At 71.6% G+C, this 20,923-nt stretch carries 20 protein-coding genes and 2 tRNA genes; 14 read left to right on the top strand and 8 right to left on the bottom strand.

All coding sequences use genetic code 11. The features are described from left to right. Window position 1: 1 nt before the first annotated feature. From OG223_RS26295 to OG223_RS26270, 6 genes are all read left to right on the top strand, one after another. Entirely contained in the window at window positions 2-1,069 is a 1,068-nt protein-coding gene (locus OG223_RS26295; protein WP_329253386.1) for an acyl-CoA dehydrogenase family protein, read from the top strand. Next, entirely contained in the window at window positions 1,066-1,461 is a 396-nt protein-coding gene (locus OG223_RS26290; RefSeq protein ID WP_329253384.1) for a MaoC family dehydratase, read from the top strand. Before OG223_RS26295 ends, OG223_RS26290 begins: the two co-directional genes overlap by 4 nt. After that, window positions 1,458-2,621 carry a lipid-transfer protein gene (locus OG223_RS26285; protein ID WP_329253382.1) on the top strand — a complete coding sequence of 388 codons (1,164 nt, stop codon included), beginning with the start codon at window positions 1,458-1,460 and terminating at the stop codon, window positions 2,619-2,621. The genes OG223_RS26290 and OG223_RS26285 overlap by 4 nt, the downstream gene beginning before the upstream one ends. Window positions 2,622-2,808: 187 nt before the next feature. Continuing rightward, on the top strand, window positions 2,809-4,431 hold the full coding sequence (locus OG223_RS26280; protein WP_329253379.1) for a transposase: 1,623 nt from the start codon (window positions 2,809-2,811) through the stop codon (window positions 4,429-4,431). A 133-nt stretch (window positions 4,432-4,564) separates the two neighbouring features. Then, complete coding sequence (locus OG223_RS26275) at window positions 4,565-5,146, top strand: SigE family RNA polymerase sigma factor (RefSeq protein WP_329253376.1); 582 nt, start codon at window positions 4,565-4,567, stop codon at window positions 5,144-5,146. Window positions 5,147-5,263: 117 nt separating this feature from the next. Continuing rightward, entirely contained in the window at window positions 5,264-6,940 is a 1,677-nt protein-coding gene (locus OG223_RS26270; protein ID WP_329253373.1) for a long-chain fatty acid--CoA ligase, read from the top strand. A 60-nt stretch (window positions 6,941-7,000) separates the two neighbouring features. Here OG223_RS26270 and OG223_RS26265 read toward each other — a convergent pair whose 3' ends face one another. Continuing rightward, window positions 7,001-8,200 carry an MFS transporter gene (locus tag OG223_RS26265; RefSeq protein WP_329253370.1) on the bottom strand — a complete coding sequence of 400 codons (1,200 nt, stop codon included), beginning with the start codon at window positions 8,198-8,200 and terminating at the stop codon, window positions 7,001-7,003. A 170-nt stretch (window positions 8,201-8,370) separates the two neighbouring features. Between OG223_RS26265 and OG223_RS26260 the strand changes: the two genes are divergently transcribed. Beyond that, window positions 8,371-8,949 carry a TetR family transcriptional regulator gene (locus tag OG223_RS26260; RefSeq protein WP_329253367.1) on the top strand — a complete coding sequence of 193 codons (579 nt, stop codon included), beginning with the start codon at window positions 8,371-8,373 and terminating at the stop codon, window positions 8,947-8,949. 13 nt (window positions 8,950-8,962) lie between these two features. On the opposite strand, the gene OG223_RS26255 is transcribed toward OG223_RS26260, so the two are convergent. Both OG223_RS26255 and OG223_RS26250 read right to left on the bottom strand, forming a co-directional pair. Continuing rightward, on the bottom strand, window positions 8,963-13,429 hold the full coding sequence (locus OG223_RS26255) for a PAS domain-containing protein (protein ID WP_329253364.1): 4,467 nt from the start codon (window positions 13,427-13,429) through the stop codon (window positions 8,963-8,965). Between the two features lie 175 nt (window positions 13,430-13,604). After that, window positions 13,605-14,075 (bottom strand): SSI family serine proteinase inhibitor, encoded by a 471-nt coding sequence (locus OG223_RS26250; RefSeq protein WP_329253361.1) that lies wholly within the window; start codon window positions 14,073-14,075, stop codon window positions 13,605-13,607. Between the two features lie 168 nt (window positions 14,076-14,243). On the opposite strand from OG223_RS26250, the gene OG223_RS26245 reads away from it, so the two are divergent. From OG223_RS26245 to OG223_RS26235, 3 genes are all read left to right on the top strand, one after another. After that, window positions 14,244-14,334 (top strand) — tRNA-Ser (locus OG223_RS26245). 194 nt (window positions 14,335-14,528) lie between these two features. After that, window positions 14,529-14,601 (top strand) — tRNA-Arg (locus OG223_RS26240). Between the two features lie 234 nt (window positions 14,602-14,835). Then, the gene (locus tag OG223_RS26235) at window positions 14,836-15,057 is read left to right on the top strand and encodes a hypothetical protein (protein WP_026150079.1); all 222 of its coding nucleotides are present in this window, start codon (window positions 14,836-14,838) and stop codon (window positions 15,055-15,057) included. A 310-nt stretch (window positions 15,058-15,367) separates the two neighbouring features. Here the strand turns inward: OG223_RS26235 and OG223_RS26230 are convergent, their stop codons facing one another. Next, a complete protein-coding gene (locus OG223_RS26230) occupies window positions 15,368-15,847 on the bottom strand; it encodes a nuclear transport factor 2 family protein (protein WP_329253358.1) in 480 nt (159 codons plus the stop codon). A gap of 2 nt (window positions 15,848-15,849) precedes the next feature. Next, window positions 15,850-16,083, bottom strand: a complete 234-nt coding sequence (locus tag OG223_RS26225; RefSeq protein WP_329253355.1) for a hypothetical protein — start codon at window positions 16,081-16,083, stop codon at window positions 15,850-15,852. Here OG223_RS26225 and OG223_RS26220 point away from each other — a divergent pair. Next, window positions 16,075-16,356: a helix-turn-helix transcriptional regulator gene (locus OG223_RS26220; protein ID WP_329253353.1), complete on the top strand. Its 282-nt coding sequence runs from the start codon at window positions 16,075-16,077 to the stop codon at window positions 16,354-16,356. The two genes, OG223_RS26225 and OG223_RS26220, sit on opposite strands and share 9 nt — an antisense overlap. Window positions 16,357-16,361: 5 nt before the next feature. Here OG223_RS26220 and OG223_RS26215 read toward each other — a convergent pair whose 3' ends face one another. The 3 genes from OG223_RS26215 to OG223_RS26205 form a co-directional block, all read right to left on the bottom strand. Next, entirely contained in the window at window positions 16,362-17,096 is a 735-nt protein-coding gene (locus OG223_RS26215; RefSeq protein ID WP_329253350.1) for an SMI1/KNR4 family protein, read from the bottom strand. A gap of 83 nt (window positions 17,097-17,179) precedes the next feature. Continuing rightward, window positions 17,180-17,656, bottom strand: a complete 477-nt coding sequence (locus tag OG223_RS26210; RefSeq protein ID WP_329253346.1) for a GtrA family protein — start codon at window positions 17,654-17,656, stop codon at window positions 17,180-17,182. A gap of 144 nt (window positions 17,657-17,800) precedes the next feature. After that, a complete protein-coding gene (locus OG223_RS26205; protein ID WP_329253343.1) occupies window positions 17,801-18,283 on the bottom strand; it encodes a MarR family winged helix-turn-helix transcriptional regulator in 483 nt (160 codons plus the stop codon). Window positions 18,284-18,376: 93 nt separating this feature from the next. Here OG223_RS26205 and OG223_RS26200 point away from each other — a divergent pair, with 93 nt between their 5' ends. The 3 genes from OG223_RS26200 (at window position 18,377) to OG223_RS26190 (ending at window position 20,814) form a co-directional block, all read left to right on the top strand. Then, window positions 18,377-18,751 carry an HGxxPAAW family protein gene (locus tag OG223_RS26200; RefSeq protein WP_329253340.1) on the top strand — a complete coding sequence of 125 codons (375 nt, stop codon included), beginning with the start codon at window positions 18,377-18,379 and terminating at the stop codon, window positions 18,749-18,751. Between the two features lie 36 nt (window positions 18,752-18,787). Beyond that, window positions 18,788-19,687 (top strand): DUF2797 domain-containing protein, encoded by a 900-nt coding sequence (locus OG223_RS26195; RefSeq protein WP_329253337.1) that lies wholly within the window; start codon window positions 18,788-18,790, stop codon window positions 19,685-19,687. Window positions 19,688-19,926: 239 nt separating this feature from the next. Beyond that, window positions 19,927-20,814, top strand: a complete 888-nt coding sequence (locus OG223_RS26190) for an amidohydrolase family protein (RefSeq protein ID WP_329253334.1) — start codon at window positions 19,927-19,929, stop codon at window positions 20,812-20,814. The last annotated feature ends 109 nt before the right edge of the window (window positions 20,815-20,923 follow it).

The raw sequence follows: 20,923 nt of genomic DNA, 5'->3' as shown, positions 1-20,923 counted from the left end.
CATGGACTTCACGCCCACGGAGGAGCAGGCGGCGGCCCGTGACCTCGCCGCCCGGATCTTCGGCGACCTCGCGACACCCGAGCGGCTCACGGCGGCCGGCACGGACAGCGACCCCGAGCTGTGGAAGGCCCTGTGCGCGGCCGGACTGGTGGGCGCCGTCGAGGAGTTGGGCCTGCTCGGGCTCGTGCTCCTCCTGGAGGAACAGGGGCGGACGACCGCGCAGGTGCCGTTCGCGTCGACCTGTGTGTACGGGCTGCTGGCGGTGGCGGCCCATGGTTCACCCGAGCAGCGGGAGCGGTTGTTGCCGGGGATCGGGGACGGGTCGGTGGTGGTGTGCGGGGCGTTTCCGGCGCAGGGGGGTGTACGGGCCTCCGAGCAGGGCGAGTTGAGCGGGACGGTTCCTGTCGTGCCCTGGCTGCGCGATGCCACGCATGTGCTTGTCGCCGACGAGCGTCGGGAGTTGTGGCTGACGCCGGTCACGGATGCGGCGGGCGTCGAGGCGGTCGAGCTGACGGCACCCTGGTCGGCGGGGCGACTCACACTCGACGGGGCGTCGGCGGAGCGGCTCGGGTCCTGCGCCCGCTCCTCGACCTTGCCTCCAACTTTCTCCCCCTACACCGACGTTCTGGCCACCGCCCGCACCGCGTTCGCCGGTCTCCAGGCCGGGGTCTGCGCGGGTTCGCTCGCCCGGGCCGTGACGCACGTCAACACCAGGGAGCAGTTCGGGCGCCCGCTGGCCACCCGGCAGGCGGTCCAACTCCGGGCCGCCGACGCGCACATGGACATCGAGGCGATACGGGTGACGGCGTACGAGGCGGCCTGGCGGCGGGACGCGGGACTGCCGTACGGCACGCACGCGCTGACGGCCGCCTGGTGGGCGTCCGAGGCGGGCAGCCGTGTCGTCCACACCGGTCAGCATCTGCACGGCGGGGCGGGGGCGGACCTGGACCATCCGGTCCACCGGCACTTCCTGTGGGGCCGGCAGTTGGACGCGTATCTGGGATGCGGGGGCGAAGTGCTCCAGGAACTGGGGGAGTTGATCGTCGGTGACGAGGAGCCGCGGCCATGAGGGCAGGTGAGGAGTTGCCCCCGCTGGAGATCGAGATCACCCGCACCCTGATCGTCGCCGGAGCGGTCGCCTCCCGGGACTACCAGGACGTGCACCACGACGCGGAGGCGGCACGGCAGAAGGGTTCCCCGGACATCTTCATGAACATCCTGACGACGAACGGTCTGGTGGGCCGCTACATCACGGACCACTTCGGTCCGGGAGCGACCCTCCGCAAGGTGGCCATACGACTGGGCGCCCCCAACTACCCCGGCGACACGATGGTGTTGACGGGCCGGATCGAGGAGACGGACGGCGACACCGTGACCGTACGCGTGCTCGGGGCGAACGGCATCGGCAGACACGTCACCGGCACGGTCACGGTCACCCTGCCGACGGAGGCCGGGGAATGAGCGCCCGCACCCGCGACACCCTCGGCGGACGCGCCGCGATCGTCGGGATCGGGGCGACGGAGTTCTCCAAGGACTCGGGGCGCAGCGAGCTGCGGCTGGCGGTGGAGGCGGTGCGGGCGGCGTTGGCCGACGCGGGGCTGACGCCGGCGGACGTGGACGGGATGGTCACGTTCACGATGGACACCAACCCGGAGATCACCGTCGCCCAGGCCTGCGGGATCGGCGAGCTGTCCTTCTTCTCCCGGGTCCACTACGGCGGCGGCGCGGCCTGTGCGACCGTCCAGCAGGCGGCGCTGGCGGTGGCGGCGGGGGTCGCGGAGGTGGTGGTCTGCTACCGCGCCTTCAACGAGCGGTCGGGGCGCAGATTCGGCTCGGGCGTGACCCACCGGGAGCCGTCGGCGGAGGGCGCGGCGCTCGGCTGGTCGCTGCCGTTCGGGCTGCTCACGCCGGCGTCGTGGGTGGCGATGGCGGCGCAGCGGTACCTGCACACGTACGGGCTGACACCGGAGGTGTTCGGGCAGGTGGCGGTGGTGGACCGCAGGTACGCGGCGACGAACCCGGCGGCGTACTTCCACGGCAGACCGATCACGCTCGCCGAGCACGCGGCCTCGCGGTGGATCGTGGAGCCGCTCAGGTTGCTGGACTGCTGCCAGGAGACGGACGGCGCCCAGGCGATCGTCGTCACGTCGGTGGAGCGGGCCCGCGGGCTGCCGCGTCCGCCCGTGGTCATCGCGGCGGCGGCGCAGGGTGCCGGGCGGGCGCAGGAGCAGATGACCAGCTTCTACCGCGACGATCTGACCGGGCTTCCGGAGATGGGCGTGGTCGCGCGGCAGTTGTGGCGGACGGCGGGGCTCGGGCCGCGAGACGTGGACGTGGCGATCCTGTACGACCACTTCACGCCGTTCGTGCTGATGCAACTGGAGGAGTTCGGGTTCTGCGGGCGGGGGGAGGCGGCGGACTTCGTGGCCGAGGAGCGGGTGCCGGTCAACACGCACGGGGGGCAGCTCGGGGAGGCGTATCTGCACGGGATGAACGGGATCGCGGAGGGGGTCCGACAGGTGCGCGGCAGCGCGGTCAACCAGATACCGGGGACCGGGCGGGTGCTGGTGACGGCGGGGACGGGGGTGCCGACTTCGGGGCTGATCCTGACAGGTGCGTGACCCTGACAATCGAGGGCGGGCCCCTTAAGGGGTGGCTGAGAGACGGGACGGAAGATCCGCGAGCACCAAGCGGCGGCGAACGTATTTTCTTTCATCGAACGCGTGACTCATCCCTGTGATGCTCGTTGTGTGAGGTGAAAGGGGCTTCACCTGGGCAGGGGGTGATCGAGTGGGTCAGGTGCGGGAGATGAAAGCGCCAGTTGTGGTGTCCGGTCCCGCAGGGGTGTCGGTCCGGGATCGACTCATGAATCTCGCGCTTGCGGACGAGGAGGTGCTGGTCGCCGTGGGCGGGCACTTGGGGCGGCTCGCTTCCCTGGACCTCAAGGCCACGTGCGCGGACGGTCTCGATCACGACGGTGGCCGATGGGCGTACCGCAAACGTGTCCTGACGGTCGATTCCTCGTCTCGCTGGGCCGGGAGTATCACCAAGGCCAGCCGGCACCAGTGGGCGTTGTCCCGCAGGTGTCTGCTCGCCCGCATCGATTCGCTCGAAGCCGGTGTCCGCACGGTGCGGTACCGGCTGTCGCGGCCGATCGGGGAGCGCGGCTCCAAGCGGACACCGGGCGGCTACCGATCCCCACGGGAGTGGCACGCGAAGTCCCGCCGTCTGGCCTGTCTGGAGGGCCGGCTGGCGGCCGCACGCGCAGACTGGCAAGCCGGCCGGGTGCGGGTGGTACGGGGTGGCAGACAACTCCTCAACACCCGACACCACCTTGCCCAGGCCCGGCTCACCGAAGACATGTGGAGGCGGCGATGGGAGGCCGAGCGATGGTTCCTCTCCGCGGACGGTGAGTCGGGCAAGAGGTGTGGCAACGAGACTGTCCGCGTCACACCGGACGGCGTCGTCAGCATCAAACTGCCCGCGCCGCTGGCGCATCTGGCCAACGCGTCACATGGCCGGTATGTGCTCGCCGCCCGTGTGCGGTTCAAGCATCGTGGTGAGGAATGGGCCGACCGTGTCAACGCCGACCGCGCGGTCGCTTATCGCATCCACCTGGATGTGCTGCGCGGCCGCTGGTACCTGACCGCGTCCTGGCAGCGCGCCGTCGTCAAGGCGCTCCCGTTGGAGGCCGCCCGCGCACACGGGGTGATCGGCGTGGACACCAACGCGGACCACTTCGCGGCCTACCGGCTTGATCGCCACGGCAACCCGGTCGGCGACCCCCACCGCTTCTTGTTCGACCTCACCGGCACCGCCGATCGCCGGGACGCGCAGATCCGACATGCCCTCACCCGTCTCCTGCACTGGGCCGAGCGAACCGGCGTGATGGCGATCGCCGTCGAGGATCTCGACTTCGCCACGGAGAAGACTCGGGAGAAACACGGCCGCCGCAAGCGATTTCGTCAGTTGATCTCCGGTATGCCCACGGCCAAGGTCAAGACGCGTCTTGTCTCCATGGCTGCCGAACAGGGTCTGTCGATCATCGCGGTCGACCCGGCCTACACCTCGTCGTGGGGCTCTGAGCATTGGCGCAAGCCGCTCACCACCATGAACCGCAGCATGACCCGGCACGATGCCGCCGGCATCGCGATCGGACGACGCGCCTTGGGGTATCCGATCCGGCGACGGGGGGTACCGCCCCGACACCACCAGAGCGATGGTGTCGGGCATCGGACCGTCCAGGCCGTCTCGGACACCTCAGGGCGTGAGGAAACCCGCCCCTGTATCCCTGGACCGCGCACACGATGCGCGCCGCCGGGTCACGGAGTGAAAGTGGGTGACCAGCGTGCCCAACACCGTTCGGGGCACGCGGCTGAGCGGCGGTCCCGGCACCGGGACCGGTTCCCACTCAGCGATGAGGATCGGTAAACCCGCAGTACATGTCATCCCCTCGTCCACCTTCAGGAGGTGGAGCCTGCCCCACCCCTACAACCTGAGGCGGAGCCCGCTTCGGGACCTGCGGCCGATCCGCGGGAGTGGGGGTCGCTCATAGCGTGGAGCCATGACCACAGCAGTCTGCACCAGCGCGTCGAACGCCACCGCACGGGCCGCCACTCGGCCCCAAGCACGGGGTACGCAGACCCTCGCGTACCCCTCCTTCTCGTCGTACATGAGGGCCAGGCAGCCCGTGCTGCTGCGCACCGCGCGCTCGCTGACCGCGAACGCGTGTGACGCGGAGGACCTGCTGCAGACCGCGCTGACCAAGACGTATGTGGCCTGGGAGCGGATCGAGGACCACCGGGCGCTGGACGGCTATGTCCGCCGGGCGCTGCTGAACACGCGGACCTCGCAGTGGCGCAAGCGCAAGGTCGACGAGTTCGCGTGCGACGAGCTGCCCGAGCCGGAGACGGTCGGCGGCGCGGAGGACCCGGCCGAGCAGCAGGCGCTGCACGACGCGATGTGGCGGGCGATCGCGAAGCTGCCGGAGCGGCAGCGGGCGATGGTCGTCCTCAGGTACTACGAGGACCTCAGCGAGGTCCAGACGGCCGAGGTGCTCGGGGTGTCCGTGGGTACGGTGAAGTCGGCGGTGTCGCGGGCGCTGGGCAAGCTGCGGGAGGACCCGGAGCTGGTCCTGGTCCGATAGTTGGTGCGGTCGGTCCGTACCGCTCGTGGCGACCTGACGAGATCGATCGCCCGTCCCTAGTGACATACCGTGCGGTATGTGCGCAGAATCAGCGCAACCCCAACTACCGCGCAGGCAATGTCGCCTCGGGAGGACGCCGTGCTGAGCACCATGCAGGACGTACCGCTGCTGATCTCCAGGATCCTGACCCACGGGTCCACGGTTCACGGAACATCGCAGGTGATCAGTTGGACCGGTGAGGGAGAGCCGGAGCGCCGTTCCTTCGCGGAGATCGGTGCCCGCGCGGCCCAGTTGGCGCACGCCCTGCGCGAGGACCTGGGCGTGGCGGACGGCGAGCGAACCGCCACTTTCATGTGGAACAACGCCGTTCACGTCGAGGCCTACTTCGCGATCCCCGCCATGGGCGCGGTGCTGCACACCCTCAACCTCCGTCTTCCGGCGGAGCAGTTGGCGTGGATCGTCAACCACGCGGCGGACCGGGTGGTGATCGTCAACGGTTCGCTGATCCCGCTGCTCGCACCCCTGCTGCCCAAGCTGCCGACGGTCGAGCACATCGTCGTCTCCGGGCCCGGCGACCGTACGCCCCTCGAAGGCGCCCACGCGCGCGTGCACGAGTACGAGGAACTGATCGCGGGCAAGCCGACGACGTACGACTGGCCCGAGCTGGACGAACGCCAGGGTGCCGCGATGTGTTACACCTCCGGGACCACGGGCGACCCCAAGGGCGTGGTGTTCAGCCACCGTTCGATCTACCTGCACTCCATGCAGGTCAACATGACCCAGTCGATGGGACTCACGGACCAGGACACGTCCCTGGTCGTGGTGCCGCAGTTCCACGTCAACGCCTGGGGCCTGCCGCACGCCACCTTCATGACCGGCGTGAACATGCTGATGCCGGACCGCTTCCTGCAGCCCGCGCCGCTCGCCGAGATGATCGAGAGCCAGCGCCCGACGCACGCGGCGGCCGTGCCCACCATCTGGCAGGGCCTGCTCGCCGAGCTGACCGCCAAGCCGCGCGACGTCTCCTCGCTCACCCAGGTCACCATCGGCGGTTCGGCCTGCCCGCCCGCCCTCATGGCGGCCTTCGACGAACTGGGCATGCGGGTCTGCCACGCCTGGGGCATGACGGAGACGTCCCCGCTGGGCACGGTCTCGCGCCCGCCGGCCGAGGCGGTCGGCACGGAGCGCGAGTGGGAGTACCGGCTGACCCAGGGCCGTTTCCCGGCGAGTGTCGAGGCCCGCCTCACCGGCCCCGGCGGCGAGCGGCTGCCGTTCGACGGCGAGTCGGCGGGCGAGCTGGAGGTGCGCGGCCCGTGGATCGCCGGCGCCTACTACAACGGCGCGGACGCCGAACCCCTGCGCCCCGCCGACAAGTTCAGCGAGGACGGCTGGCTCAAGACGGGTGACGTAGGCACCATCTCCGCCGACGGTTTCCTCACCCTCACCGACCGAGCCAAGGACGTCATCAAGTCCGGCGGCGAGTGGATCTCCTCCGTCGACCTGGAGAACGCCCTGATGTCCCACCCGGACGTCACCGAGGCCGCCGTGGTCGCCGTACCGGACGAGAAGTGGGGCGAGCGTCCGCTGGCGACCGTCGTCCTGCGGGAGGGTTCCACCGCCGACTTCGAGTCCCTGCGCGCCTTCCTCGCCGACGCGGGGAAGATCGCCAAGTGGCAGCTCCCGGAGCGCTGGACGGTCATCGAGTCGGTCCCGAAGACGAGCGTCGGAAAGTTCGACAAGAAGGTGCTCCGCAGGCAGTACGCGGAGGGCGGCCTGGACGTCACCGAGCTCTGACCGTACGTCCGTTGACGCCGGGCGGGGTGCCCCACGGCTCCTGCCCGGCGCATCGGCATGTCACCGCCGCACAGCCGTCGCCCCCCACCCGATCACGAGCCACACCCCCGCCACCACGCACACCCCGCCCCACCCGAAGTGGCTGAACGCCGGCCCCGCGAGGGACGAGGCGAGGGCGCCGCCGGTGAAGCCGGCGACGACGTACGCGGTGTTGGCGGTCGCCGGGGTGGAGGTGGTGGTGAGGGCGAGGGTCTGGTTGGCGACGTGGGAGGCGACCAGGGCCGCGTGGACGGCGATCGCGGCCACGAACAGTGCCCACAGGACCTGTCCGCCGAGCCAGAACAGCGGCACGGACACGGCCGCGAGCGCGTACGCGGACCGTACGACCTTCCCCGCGCCGAAGCGGTCGACGAATCCGCCCGCGAGCGGAGCCACCGCGCTGGCCGCCAGCCCGAAGAGGCCGAACAGGCCGGCGGTCGCGGTCGAGAAGCCGTAGGAACCGCCACCGGTGAGCAGCAGGGCGAGCGTGGTCCACAGGGCGCTCCACGCGCCGAACATCCCCGCCTGGCGCAGGCACGCGCGCCACAGGTCGGGCGAGGTGCGGACCAGGCCGGGCAGGGCGGCGATCCCGGCGAACAGCGGGCCGGAGCCGCGGCGCTGCTCGGACGGAAGGACGTACGCGGTGGCGAGGCCGAGGACGAGGGTGAGGGCGGCCGAGCCGACGAAGACGACCCGCCAGCCGTAGGCCTGGCCGACCAGGCTGCCCACGACGCGCGCGGCCACGATGCCGGTGAACAGGCCCGCTATGACGGCCGCGACATGGCGGGCGCGGTGGTGGGCGGGGGCGCGTTCGGCGACCAGCGGGACGAGGAGCTGCGGGACGACGGTCGCGGCGGCGGCGACGAAGACGGCCACCGCGAGGGCGGCGGTCCCGGGAGCCACCGCACCGGCGAGCAGGGCCGCCGTGGTGGCCACGGAGAGGGCGGCGACCAGGGGGCGCCGGTTCACGCGGTCGCCGAGCGGGGCGAAGAAGAGGAGGCCGGTGGCGTAGCCGAACTGCGCGACCGAGGCGATCCAGGCCACGGCGGACGGCGTCGAGCCGAAGTCGTGGGCGATGAGCGGGAGCAGCGGCCCCGCGAGGTAGATGTTGGCGGCCGTCACGGCCGTACAGACGGCGATGAGGACGAGGAAGAGGCGGCCGGAGGCGGTGGGGACGCCCGGCTTCTGGACCGATGTCTGGGTGACGGTGACGGAGGACATGAGCGGCGGCACTCCTTCGAGCCCACGAGCACTTTCGAGAGGGTTCCAGCACTTCGAGAGGGCTCTAGCAACTAACTGGTTGGTTGGAAGCTGGAACAGCATGCGGCGCCCGCCGATTCCCTGTCAACCAAACAGTTGGTTACCGTCGCTCGCCGAGTACGCTGGGACCCATGGGAGTCAGAGACCCCGAGGCCACCAAGGCCCGGATCTTCGAGGCGGCGGTCGCCGAGTTCGCCCGGCACGGCATCGCGGGCGCCCGCATCGACCGCATCGCGTCCGAGGCCAAGGCCAACAAGCAGTTGATCTACGCCTACTTCGGCAACAAGGCGGAGCTGTTCACCCGGGTCCTCGGCAAGTCCATGCTCGACCTGGCCGTCGCGCTCCCCGTCGACCCGGACGACATCGAGGGCTGGATCGACCGCCTCATGGACTACCACGAGGCCCACCCCGAACTGCTGCGCCTCCTCTTCTGGGAGGGCCTGGAGTACGGCACCGCCGAACTGCCCGACGAGACCGAGCGCCAGCAGCACTACGCCTTCAAGGTCGCCGCACTTCAGGACGGCCAGGACCGGGGTGTCGTGAGCGACGCGATCCCGGCCCGCGACCTGCTCTTCCTGCTGGTCGCGATGGCCAACTGGGGTGTCGTCGTCCCCCAGATGCGCCGCGTGCTGGTCGGCGCGGACGCCCCGGACCGCGACCGCCTCCGCGAGTCGGTCAAGGAGGCGGCGCGCCGACTGATCGCCAAGTAGCCCTGCCGCAGGGTCAGTTGGTACCGATCCGGGCGAGCAGATCGACGATCCGCGACTGGACCTCCGTGCTCGTCGACCGCTCGGCGAGGAAGAGGACGGTCTCACCGGAGGCGAGCCGCGGCAGATCGGCCTCGTCGACGGCGGCGGTGTAGACGACGAGCGGGGTGCGGTTGAGCTGCCCGTTCGCCCGCAGCCAGTCGACGATCCCGGCCCGCCGCTTGTGCACCTGGAGCAGGTCCATGACGACGAGGTTGGGCCGCAACTGCCCGGCCAGCGTCACCGCGTCCGCGTCACTCGCGGCCCGCGCCACCTGCATCCCCCGCCGCTCCAGCGTCGCGGTCAGCGCCAGCGCGATCTCCGCGTGCTCCTCGATCAACAGCACCCGCGGCGGATGCTGCTCACTGTCCCGCGGCGCGAGCGCCTTCAGCAGGACGGCGGGATCGGCGCCGTAGGCCGCCTCACGTGTCGCCTGTCCGAGCCCGGCGGTGACAAGCACGGGCACCTCGGCAGCGACGGCCGCCTGCCGCAACGACTGAAGTGCCGTCCGCGTGATCGGCCCGGTCAACGGGTCCACGAACAGCGCCGCCGGGAACGCGGCGATCTGCGCGTCGACCTCCTCGCGCGAGTGCACGATGACCGGCCGGTACCCGCGGTCGCTCAGCGCCTGCGTGGTCGTCACGTCCGGCGCGGGCCACACCAGCAGCCGACGTGGATTGTCGAGCGGCTCGGGCGGCAGTTCGTCGTCGAGTGGCTGAGGCCTCGGCGTATCCGCGATCTCGACAGCCCCGCCCGGCCCGTCCAACGGCTCGGGCCCTTCGGCCGCGTTCTCGTCCGGTGCTCCTATGGCGTACGACCGCCCGGCCCCCTCGGTCATCTGCGCGAGCCGCGACTGCCCGGCCATGGAGGGCTGCGGCTGCTCACCCTGAGGATGCGGACGCGCCGCCTGGGCGGTACCGGAATCGGGCCGCGTCCCCAACTTCCGCCGCCGCCCGCCCGGTTGATGCGGCGGAGGCGTGGCGGTCGGCTGCTGCACCTGAGCGGCCTGCCGCGTGAACGGCACCCCCTGCCCCAACGTCCGCACACTGATCGCCCGCCCCTGAGTGGAGTTGGGGTCGACAGGAGCGACGGGAACGGCGGCTTCGGCGGGAAGCGGCTGAGCGACCCGGGCCTGCGCGGCGACGGGGGTGCCGGGCGCGGGGGCGCTCGCATCCGGGTCCGGGTTCAACTTCGGGTTCGGCTGCGGTTCCGCGTTCGGCGCTACGGCGATGTCGGCGCCGTTCGCCGGTACGGGCGCGCCCGGGGCCACCGCCACGCCGGGGTTGCCCGCGGCCGGGTTCGGCTGCGCGGCGGGGAGAGCCTGCGGCGGGACCGGCTCACCGGGCCGGCCCTGCGCCGGGGCGACCTGACCGGGGATGCCGTGCGGGGAGACGGGCTGCCCCTGGGCGCCTTGGGCCGGCGCGGTCTGACCGGGGATGCCCTGGGGCGGAATCGGCTGACCGGGACCACGGGGGGTCTGCCCCGGGATTCCCTGGCCCGGGATCCCCTGGGGCGAGACGGGCTGACCAGGCAGCCCCTGACCCTGCACTCCCTGACCCTGGATTCCTTGCGGCTGGATTCCCTGCGGTGAGACCGGCTGACCGGGGTTGCCCTGTGCCGGGATGCCCTGACCGGGGACCGCCTCCGCCGGCAACGGCTGCCCCACCGGGGCCTGCCCCGGGGCGGGAAGATTCTGCGCGGGGGCGAGCTGCATGGCGGTACCGGGCTGCCCGACCACGGCCTGCCCAACTCCCGCCTGTCCTACACCCTGTTGCTGCCCCGCGCCGACCTGCGCCGCAACCGCCTGCTGCCCCTGCCCGGCCGTACCCTGCGCCGGAACCACCGCACCGGGCTGCCCCTGTCCCTGCACCTCGGCGCCGGCCTGGACCGGTACCGACTCCGCGCCCTGGGGCTGCGGCTGGGCAACAGCCCGACGCCGCCGCCCGGTTGGCGCGTTGGTGGGGTGCGGCTGAGGCGGAGTGTGGTCGTCGGACTGATCCAGCGGAACGGCATCGTGCCGCCCGTCCTCACCGGGATGACCACCAGGAGCGCCCCCGGGAACCTGACCGGGCAGAACCGGAACTCCCGGCACTCCCGGAGCCTGCGCGGCCGTAGCCGCGGAGACGTCCGGCGTCCGGTCCGCCTCGGCCGGCGGCAACGCGAACACCGTCCGCGCCCCCGCCTCCTGCGCCGCGGCCCGCTCGGCCGCGGCCGCCAGCGCCCGCCTGCGACGCCCGGTCGGCTGCCCGTCCTCGCCACCGGAGTCACCAGAGCCGTCGGAGTCACCGGAGCCGCCGCTCGCGGGCAGCGCGGCCGGCAGCGCCTGCCGTTCGCCGCCCGCCGGCACGCCCCGCGGCGACACGGTGCCACCCAGCCCCGTACCGGAAGCCGCGGTCCCGGCGGCATGCTCGGCCGCCGTCATCACAGCACCCTCGGACACACCTCCGGCGCCACCCGCGGCCACGCCTTCGGAATCACCGTCGGCCGCCCGCCCGCGCCGTCGCCCGGTACCGCTGGACGCACCGTCGCCGCCCGCTTCACCGGCCGCCGCGGCCACCGACTCGTCGCCCGCACGCCTTCTGCGCCGACCCGTGGGCACCGCGGCCTCGCCGCCGTCACCGCCACCGGTGTCGTCGGAACCGGGCACCTCGCTCTCCAGGAACGCGTCCACGGAGGACCGCCGGGCCCGCCGGCGTCCGTTGCTGCCCGCGGTGCCCGAAGCGGGCTCGGGCAGGGCGAGTTCGGCGCCGCCCCCGGTCGCGGCCGGTACCGCGACGGCCCCCGCCCCGCCCCCGATCGGAACCTCCAGGACATACGCGCTGCCGCTCATGCCCGGCACGTCGTGGGTCTGGAGCACACCGCCGTGCGCCCGCACGATCCCGCGCACGATCGGCTCGTGCACCGGGTCTCCCCCGGCGTACGGCCCGCGCACCTCGATCCGTACGACCTCACCGCGCTGCGCCGCCGCCACGACGACCGTGTTGTCCATGTAACCGCCCGTCGACGCGGGCGAGTTGCCGGTCGCGTCCACGCCGGCGACATCCGCGACGAGGTGGGCGAGCGCGGTCGCGAGGAGCCTGGGGTCGACCTCGGCCTCGATCGGCGGGGCGTGCACGGCGAACTGCACACGCCCGGGACCGATCAGCTCGACGGCCCCGTCGACACCGGCCGCGACCACGGCGTCCAGCATCACCTTCGTCCGCGCGATGCCGTCGGCGCCGGTCTCCAGCCGCTGATAGCCGAGCACGTTGTCGATGAGCTGCGTGATGCGCGAGTAGCCCGCCGAGAGATGGTGGAGGACCTGGTTGGCCTCGGGCCAGAGCTGTCCGGCGTCGTCGGCGGCCAACGCGGCCAGTTCCCGGCGCAGTTCGTCGAGGGGCCCGCGCAACGAGCGCCCGAGCAGCGTGAGCAACTGCTCGTGCCGCCCGGCGAGTTCCTCGTAGCGGTCCTTCTCGCGCTCCCCGAGCGCGGCGTACCGCTCCTCGTTCGCCGCGAGCTCCTCGTCGTGCCGCTCCTGGAGCTCCTCGACCTCGGTGATGTGCTGCTGGCGCAGGCCGGTCAGCTCGGAGGCGTGCTCCTCGTCGATCCGCTCCAGCTCGTCCCGGTGCAGCTTGTCGGCGGCCTCCTTCTCCTCGGCGAGCGAGTCGTAGGGCCGCCGGTCGGTGAAGGTCATCACCGCGCCGACGAGCTGATCGCCGTCGCGCACGGGTGCGGTGGTGAGGTCGACGGAGACCCGGTCCCCGTTCTTGGCGAACAGCACCTGCCCGCGCACCCGGTGCTTGCGCCCGGACCGCAGGGTGTCGGCGAGCGGCGACTCCGCGTACGGGAACGGCGAGCCGTCCGCACGCGAGTGCAGCACGAGGGTGTGCAGCTCCTTGCCGCCGAGATCGCTGGCGCGGTACCCGAGGATCTGCGCGGCGGCCGGATTGACGAGCACGACCCGCCCGTCCGTGTCCGTTCCTACGACGCCCTCGGCCGCCGCGCGCAGGATCATCTCGGTCTGCCGCTGCGAACGGGCCAGCTCGGCCTCGGTGTCCACGGTCCCGGAGAGGTCGCGCACGACGAGCATCAGGAGTTCGTCGGAGGTGTAGCCGTAGCCGTCGTAGGCCTGCCGGCCGTCTTCGAGGTTGGCGCTGGTGACCTCGACGGGGAACTCGGAGCCGTCGGTGCGGCGGGCGGTCATCCGGGTCGGCTTGGTCCGGCCGCGCGGGTCCATCGAGTCGGGGCGGCGCATGGAACCCGGGATGAGCCGGGAGTCGAACTCCGGCAGCAGGTCCAGCAGTCCGCGCCCGACGAGCGCGGTGCCCGGCGCCTCGAAGGCCTCCAGCGCGATGGTGTTCGCGTTGACGACGGTCCCGTTGGCGTTGACCAGCACCAACGCGTCCGGGAGTGCGTCGAGTATGGCTGCGAGGCGAGCAGCGCCTCGGGATGGCCTGCTGCTCACGAGACGCTTCCTCCCTGTTACCGCACCTTGCCGACCGCGGAGGCCATCTTGCCAACCGGCCCGCGACGTGTCACGCGAGGGAGTCTAAGGGCAGTCCTTGTGCTCGCGGAGTGAGATGAGAGGGAGGTCGCACGGTGAAGTGACGTAGAACGTGTGACCGACGGTCGTCGGCCCCCTACCGATGGAGGTCGGGCAGCAGCGGGACCATCCCGTTCCAGCGGGAGATCGCGCAGCCGTTGCCGCGGTCGTACGTCGTGTCGACGGGGCGTCCGGCCCAGGTGCCGGTGACATGGGCGGTGGCGGGGCCGCCGTAGATCATCGTGCACATGCTGTCCGGGGGCACCGGTGCGAAGGGGTCCTTCCCCCACTGGGTGTTGCGGCCGACGGCCGCGCAGGCGCCGGTCACGTCCGGGTGGGTGCCGCCGCCGGGATGGCAGTACAGCTCGTACGTCCCGTCGGCCCGGCCGCCCGCGTCCCGGACGGTGACGGTGAGGTGGTCGCCGCCGGACCGGTCCTCGTCACGGACGGGCGGTGGCGCGAGCGTGCGGGGAGTGGTGGGGGCGGTCTGCGCATGGGCGGCGGCGGGCACGGCGGCCAGCGAGCCGACGGCGGCGGCGAACACGAGGAGACGGTTGACCTGCAACATGACCTGACTAACGCCCGCCGTCCCCGGACGTTGCGGACCCGGCCGCCGGCGGCAACGGCTTTGCCCTGCGGCCCGCCTGCCTAGTACCGTGGGAGGCGATTGGTGACACCGCGCTCGTCTGTGTCATCATCTGCACGCACCTTCCGCGCTCGCGCGGGCGGTTGTGCTGGAGGCGTCGCCTAGTCCGGTCTATGGCGCCGCACTGCTAATGCGGTTTGGGACGCAAATCCCATCGAGGGTTCAAATCCCTCCGCCTCCGCACCTCGTCGAAGCCCCGGTCCACGCGACCGGGGCTTCGGTCGTCCCCGGGACCCCCAAAATTGCCGTCTTCGCAGCTCACAAGGGGTACGGCTAACGGATTTCACATGGCGGCGGCAGTCATGTAATGTTCTTCCTGTCGCCGCGAGCGGCCCGGAAGGGCAGGAAGCGGCGAAGAAAACCAAGAGAAAACAGGCACTCGTAGCTTAACGGATAGAGCATCTGACTACGGATCAGAAGGTTGCAGGTTCGAATCCTGCCGAGTGCACATCGACGAGAGGCCCCGGAGCGATCCGGGGCCTCTCGCGTGTGTGCCCACTCCCCTGTGCGTCCGTTGTTTCGAAGGCCGGCGGCGGTTTTCGGGCGGGTCCGGGAAGGGCCAGGTCAGGGGCGTGAGGGGTACGTCCGGGGGGTCGAAGTGGTTCCCGGGTGCCCGATCTGTGATGAACAAGCGATGTGGACGGCCTCAGCGAGTGGCGTGTCTAGGCCCATACTGGAGTCAATGACAAAGCCAGCTGCACCGAAGCGCTATTTGCCCACCAGTCCCTTCAAGGCCCCGGCCGCGGCGGCCCCCAAGCAGTTCGCCGTCGGCGACCAGGTCACACACGACATGTACGGCCTCGGCCGGGTCATCGGCATCGAGGACGGAATCGCCGTGCTCGTCGACTTCGGCTCGGTTCAGGAGCGCATCCTGAGTCCGTACGCCAAGATGAGCAAGCTGTAGGACCGCCGTGCCCGGTCACGGCACACCAGGTCCCAGCGGCCTGTAACGAACGGGAGACCTCTCATCGACCTGACCTCGCTGTTCTCCGCCCCGGAAGGGGCGACCCGCCATCCCAACGCGGGATCGCCCCCTCCGGCGACGAACCCCTTCCAGGCCCCGGACTTCGGGGAGGACGAGAGCCTGCCGCTCGACGACGGGCCGGCAGCCTTCTCGGACATGGACGAGGCCTACCGCAGGGCGGGCTAGTCAGGGCGGGCTGGGCTTCCACGGACGCGGTCCGGTTCTCACGGGCGCCGTCCGGCGAAGCCCGTCAACCATGCGCCAGTTCCTCGGCGGTTTTTCCGTGCTCCTTCGCCGGCCATCCGATGGCCCGGAAGACGGCGACGGGGCCCAAGTAGTCACGCCAGTGCGCCACTTCGCGGTTCTTGACGGTGATCACGGAGACGAAGTGGTTGTCGTGGGCCCGCCCGGTGCCGACCGCGTGTCCGTGCACCGCGTACTCGAGTACGACCACTGACGTCCCGGGGTCCCGGTGGACGGCCGGTTCGTCCGCGCTGTGCAGGATCATGACGTCGCCGTAGCCGCGGTACAGGTCGGCCACCGCCTCGCGTCCCCGCACCCGGCGCGGGTAGCCGGGCACGGAGACCACGTACTCGACGACCACGTCCTCGGCCGGCAGATCGAAGAAGTGGTCGCCGTCGACGAGGCCCGCCAGCCCCTCCTGGACGATCCGGAAGAACGGCTCCAGCGCGGCGAAGTCACCGATGTTCCCCACGTTCCCCATGGTCATGGTCACTTCACCGCCGGTGCGGTCGCCCAGGCGTCGGCGTCGCGCCGGGCGAAGTCCTCGAAGGCCGTCGGCGGCCGGCCGGTGACCTTCTCGATGTCGGCGTTGGGCGTGGAGCCGTTGCCGGAGGCGATGGTGCGGGTCAGCCAACGGAGCATGACGGCGTAGTCGGCGGGGACCAGGCCGGCCGCGACCGCACCGCCGATCCACGTCTCGGGATCGAGGTCCTGGTGGGTCACCGGGCGGCCGGTCACGGCGGCGACGGCGTCGGCGACCTCCGCGACGCCCTGGGCCAGACCCCGATGCAGTACCTGACCGACTGGCGGATGTCCCTGGCCCGCGACCACCTCCGCACCGGCGAGCTCACCCTCACGGCCGTCTCCCACGCGGTCGGCTACGGCTCGCCGTGCGCGTTCGCCGCCGCGTTCACCCGGCAGCACGGCGAGCCGCCGGGGAGTTTGCGGCGGCGGGAGTCCGGTGCCGCCAACGACCCTCATCCGCACGGGCGTTGACGCCCTCAGCAGACCCACGGTCCGGGCAGGTCCGCGCGAATCGTCTCCAGGTCGGCGGCCGTGCGGCCGCGTGCGTGGATCCAGGAGTGGTCGAGCAGACCGTCGCGGCGCAGCAGCCGGCCCGGGGCCGCGTACCAGCGGAGGGGTGAGTCACCCGCGGAGGCCCACATCGGGTGGTCGGGCAGGTCCACTCGCGTGTAGCGCGTCAGCAGGTTCGGCAGGAGCCCGTCCGGCAGTTCGCAGGCGTCGTACAGGCTTCCGGCGCCGAGGAGCGACTCGCTCAGCACGAGTTCCACCCAGGCCACGGACATCCTGTCCAGGAAGGGGGTCCAGCCCTCGTGCGACTCCATCACCACGGGGGGATCGTCCTGCTCGATCTCGTCCAGGGGGACACCCCATGACGCGCAGCCCTGGTTCTCGATGCGGAAGACCAGGACACCGCCGAAGTCGTCGACCACCTGGAGAGCGGGCGGCGGGACCAAGGGATCCTGCTGTCTCGTCAGGTCGGCACGACGGCCCAGCAGCGCGTATCCCTCGCGCAGCGCGGCGGGCAGTTCGAAGCCCAGATCGGCCTCCGCGGCGTCCAGTTCGGCCGCGGTGCAGCCGTCTCCGGGTCGCAGGGGCAGACCGGTCCACTCGTCGACGAAGCGGCGCAGGAAGCCCCAGGCATGGGAGCGACCGGCCACTCCGCCGCGCAGCGCGACCGATACGTCGAGGGGCTTCGACTGGGGTTCCGGCACGGTGCAGACGCTAGCCAGTCGATGACCGGGCTTCGTGGGGCGGGGTGCCGCGAACTCCGGTGACGACCTGTTCTCCTCGGGTGTCACGCCGCCGCGCTGAACGCGGGGGACGCGGGAGTCGGTCGTACCGGAATCGCGACCGGGGTCGAAGCCGTCGCCCGGGTGCCGTGGTCCGCGAAGACGAACAGGCGCAGGACCAGGAAGCGGCCGATGCCGGCGAGGCCGGAGGCGCTGAGGTAGACGATCTGTTCGGTGAGCATGCCGGGTGAGGGCTGGACGGTGTGGAGGACGAGTATCGCGGCTGACGTCGCCGCGTAGGCCGCCGTCGCCGAGCCCGCCGACTGCCAGTGCTCGCGCCAGCCGGGGCGGCGGCCGGTGCCGAAGGTGAACAGGGCGTGCAGCTCGGTGCACAGGACGGTCGAGGCGACCGTGATCAGCGCGTTCGCCGCCGCCCACGGCATCAGCGCGGCGAGCAGCGGAACCGCGAAGCTGGACAGGACCCCGACACCGCCGCCGCACATCACGAACCTGACGAAGGACGCGAACGGGCCGGGCTTCATGGGATTTCCCTCCGTACGGCGGCTGTTGGGCCTGCGCCGATCCCCTTGACCGGCTGAGGTCAACGATGCCGTCGTACGCTTCCGGGCACGATGAAGCGGTCTCCCGAACCGTTGGTGTAGCGGGCTCTACCAACGGGGTCGGGTTTACCCCCCGTCCCGCGCCCGGAGTTCCTCGATGTAGCCCTGCGCGAGCGCCGACGTCCGGGTGAACCAGTCGTTCAGTACGGCGATCTCGGCGGGGGAGTAGTCGGCGAACTGGGCGTTGAGGCGGTCGTAGTAGGGGCCGTAGAGGGCGACGACCCGGGTCACCGCGGCCGGTACCGAGGCCACGCGGACGCGGCGGCGGTCGGTGGGGTCGGGGACGCGGGTGATGAAACCGGCGCGTTCGAGGCGGTTGAGGATGCCGGTCACCGCGCCCGTCGTGACGTGGGCGTGTTCGGCCAGGTCACCGGCCGTGAGGAGGTTCTCCCCCGCCTTCAGGACGCAGGCGAAGCAGAGGAGATCGGTGACGTTCAGGCCCAGCCGCTCGGCCATTTCCTGCTGGCCGAGCTGGGCGGTGGCGATGAGGGAGTCCATCGCGTCCAGCGCCTGGGCCGGGGTGGCGGCGGGGCGAGGCTTGGCTTGCATCGTTATTGCCTTAGCTGGTGAGAGGTTTCTACTCTAAACTTCTTAGTCAGTGAGGTATATCGGTTGTCCGTCTGGGCTTCGAGGAGGCCGCACATGAGCGCACATCAGTATGACGAGGGACATACGGTCGCGGGCTGGACCGGATTCGGCATCGCGACCGTCGGGTCGACCGTCGCGGGGGTGGGGGTGTGCGCGGTGTCGGCCCCGCTGATCGGCGGCGGGCTGGGGATCGTCGCGGTGAGCGTTCTGGTCACCTGGGCGCTGCATCTCGCCGGGTGGGGCAAGCCGCCCGGGCGGCGGGACCGGGAGCAGTGGGGGATGCGGGCGCGGGATCCGCTGGCGCGCGCGGGACACCCCGGGTGTGTCGCGTGCGGGCTGGCCGGGCGGGGACGGGCGGCCGAGGCCCAGGAGCACGCGGTCGTGCCCGCGCCCCGCGAGTCCGCCCCGGTCGGTGAGACCGCGGGCTGAGGCGGTTGTCAGTGCCGCCGTCTAATCTCGTGAGCGATGGCAGAGACATCACGGGCGGCACAGAGATGGACGTGCTCGGGGCTGCGGTGGGCGGTCGGCGGTCCCGAGCTGAAGTGGGACGGCGGGCGCGGGAGCCCGTTGCCCCGGGGGAAGCGGGTGGCCTTCGAGGTCGTGGAAGGGGGTGGGCGGACATGTGTGGGAGCACGGGGGAATGCCTGCCCGGTGCGCGCGGCCGTGCCGGAGCGGAGTGCGGGGGCGCGGTGCGAGGAGTGTGCGCGGCTGGACCGGGCGCACTCGGTCGCCGCCGACACGATCGCGGACGACCCGCGGCCGTACCACGTATATCTGGCCTGGTTCGGCCCCGGTCTGCTCAAGGTCGGCATCACCGCCGAAGAGCGCGGCTCCGCCCGGCTGCTTGAGCAGGGCGCCGTCTGCTTCACCTGGCTGGGCCTCGGCCCCCTGATGGCGGCCCGCCGCACGGAGGAGCTGCTGCGCGCCGCCCTGCGGGTACCGGACCGGATCCCCTACGGCGAGAAGCGCGCCGTCCGTTCCGCGTTGCCGGGTTCGGCGGCGGAGCGGGCCGCCGAGCTCGCCGACCTGCACACGCGGGCCCTCGCGCTGCGCGAATGGCCGGAGTCGCTCCACCGCGAGCCGTATCAACCCGTGGACCACGTCGAGGTGTTCGGCCTCGCGGGACTGCCGGCCGCCGTCGGTGAGGTGAGCGGGCTGGCCGCGGGCGGGGTGGTGAGCGGCGAGGTGGCCGCGGCGGCGGGACCGGACCTCCACCTCGCGACCGGGCGGGGCGTGATCGTGCTCGACACGCGGCTGATGACGGGGTGGGAGCTGGTCCCTGCCGGGGGTGACACGGGTGAATTCACTGTGCCGGTACGGGAGTTCAGGCGGGAGGTGCCGGGGGTGCAGGAGGGGTTGTTCTGACACCTTTCCTGAGACTCGGGCCGAAGTGACTGGGGCCGAAGTGACTGTGGCTGAAGTGGCTGTGCGCGAAGTGACTGTGGCCGGAGGCGACCGTGATCGTCGAGCGGGGAGTGAGGGAGTCGTCGTGGAAGTACCCGTCACCGTCCAGTACGTCCGCACGTCCTGGACGAAGCGGTCGCGTGGCGGTGCGGCCGCCGTGCGGAGGAACGCGGGGCCGGTTCGACAGAGAGGGGCAGGGTGTGGACGTGGACGGTGAGGCGGCTGGGGTCCGGGCGTTCTGGCAGCGGCTCGGGCTGCCCGGGCTCGTCGATGTGCACACCCACTTCATGCCCGAGCGGGTGCTGCGCAAGGTCTGGGACTACTTCGACGCGCTCGGGCCGGCGACCGGTGGAGCGCTCGAGTGGCCGATCACCTACCGGCAGGAGGAAGCCGAACGGGTCGCGCTGATAAGGGAGTTCGGAGTACGCGCTTTCACCGCCATGCTCTACCCGCACAAGCCGGGGATGGCCGAGTGGCTCAACGGCTGGGCCGTCGACTTCGCCGCCCGCACCCCCGACTGTCTGCACACCTCGACTCTCTTCCCGGAGCCGGGAGTCGAGGCCTACGTGCGGCGGGCACTGGACTTGGGCGCGCGGGTGTTCAAGGCGCATGTGCAGGTCGGGGCGTACGACCCGGCCGATGAACTCCTGGACCCCGCCTGGGGGTTGCTCGCCGAGGCCGGGACGCCAGTGGTGGTCCACTGCGGGTCGGGGCCCGCGCCCGGCAAGCACACCGGGCCCGGGCCCATCGGACGGGTGCTGGCCCGGCATCCGCGGCTGCGGCTGGTCGTCGCGCACATGGGGATGCCGGAGTACGAGGACTTCCTGGACCTGGCCGAGCGGTACGGGGAGGTCCGGCTCGACACGACGATGGCGTTCACGGACTTCAGCGAACGCCTCGCGCCCTTTCCTCCGGGTGCGCTCCCCCGGCTGGCCGCGCTCGGCGACCGCGTGCTGCTCGGCAGCGACTTCCCGAACATTCCGTATCCCTACCTTCACCAGCTCCACGCCCTGGAGCGGCTGGACCTCGGCGACGACTGGCTGCGCGCGGTCTGCCATGACAACGGGGCGCGGCTGTTCGCACGATGAGGGCGAGCTGAGAGTACGACCGGTACGGGTGATGCGGGGAGAGTGTGGAGATACGGGAGAGGATGGGGCGGGCGAGGGCCTGGACCCGCGGCTTCATGACCGTCGGATG

Source organism: Streptomyces sp. NBC_01478 (assembly GCF_036227225.1).
Lineage (GTDB): Bacteria > Actinomycetota > Actinomycetes > Streptomycetales > Streptomycetaceae > Streptomyces.
The sequence above is the reverse complement of the archived record's forward strand: the minus strand, read 5'-3'. Positions and strand labels throughout refer to the sequence as shown.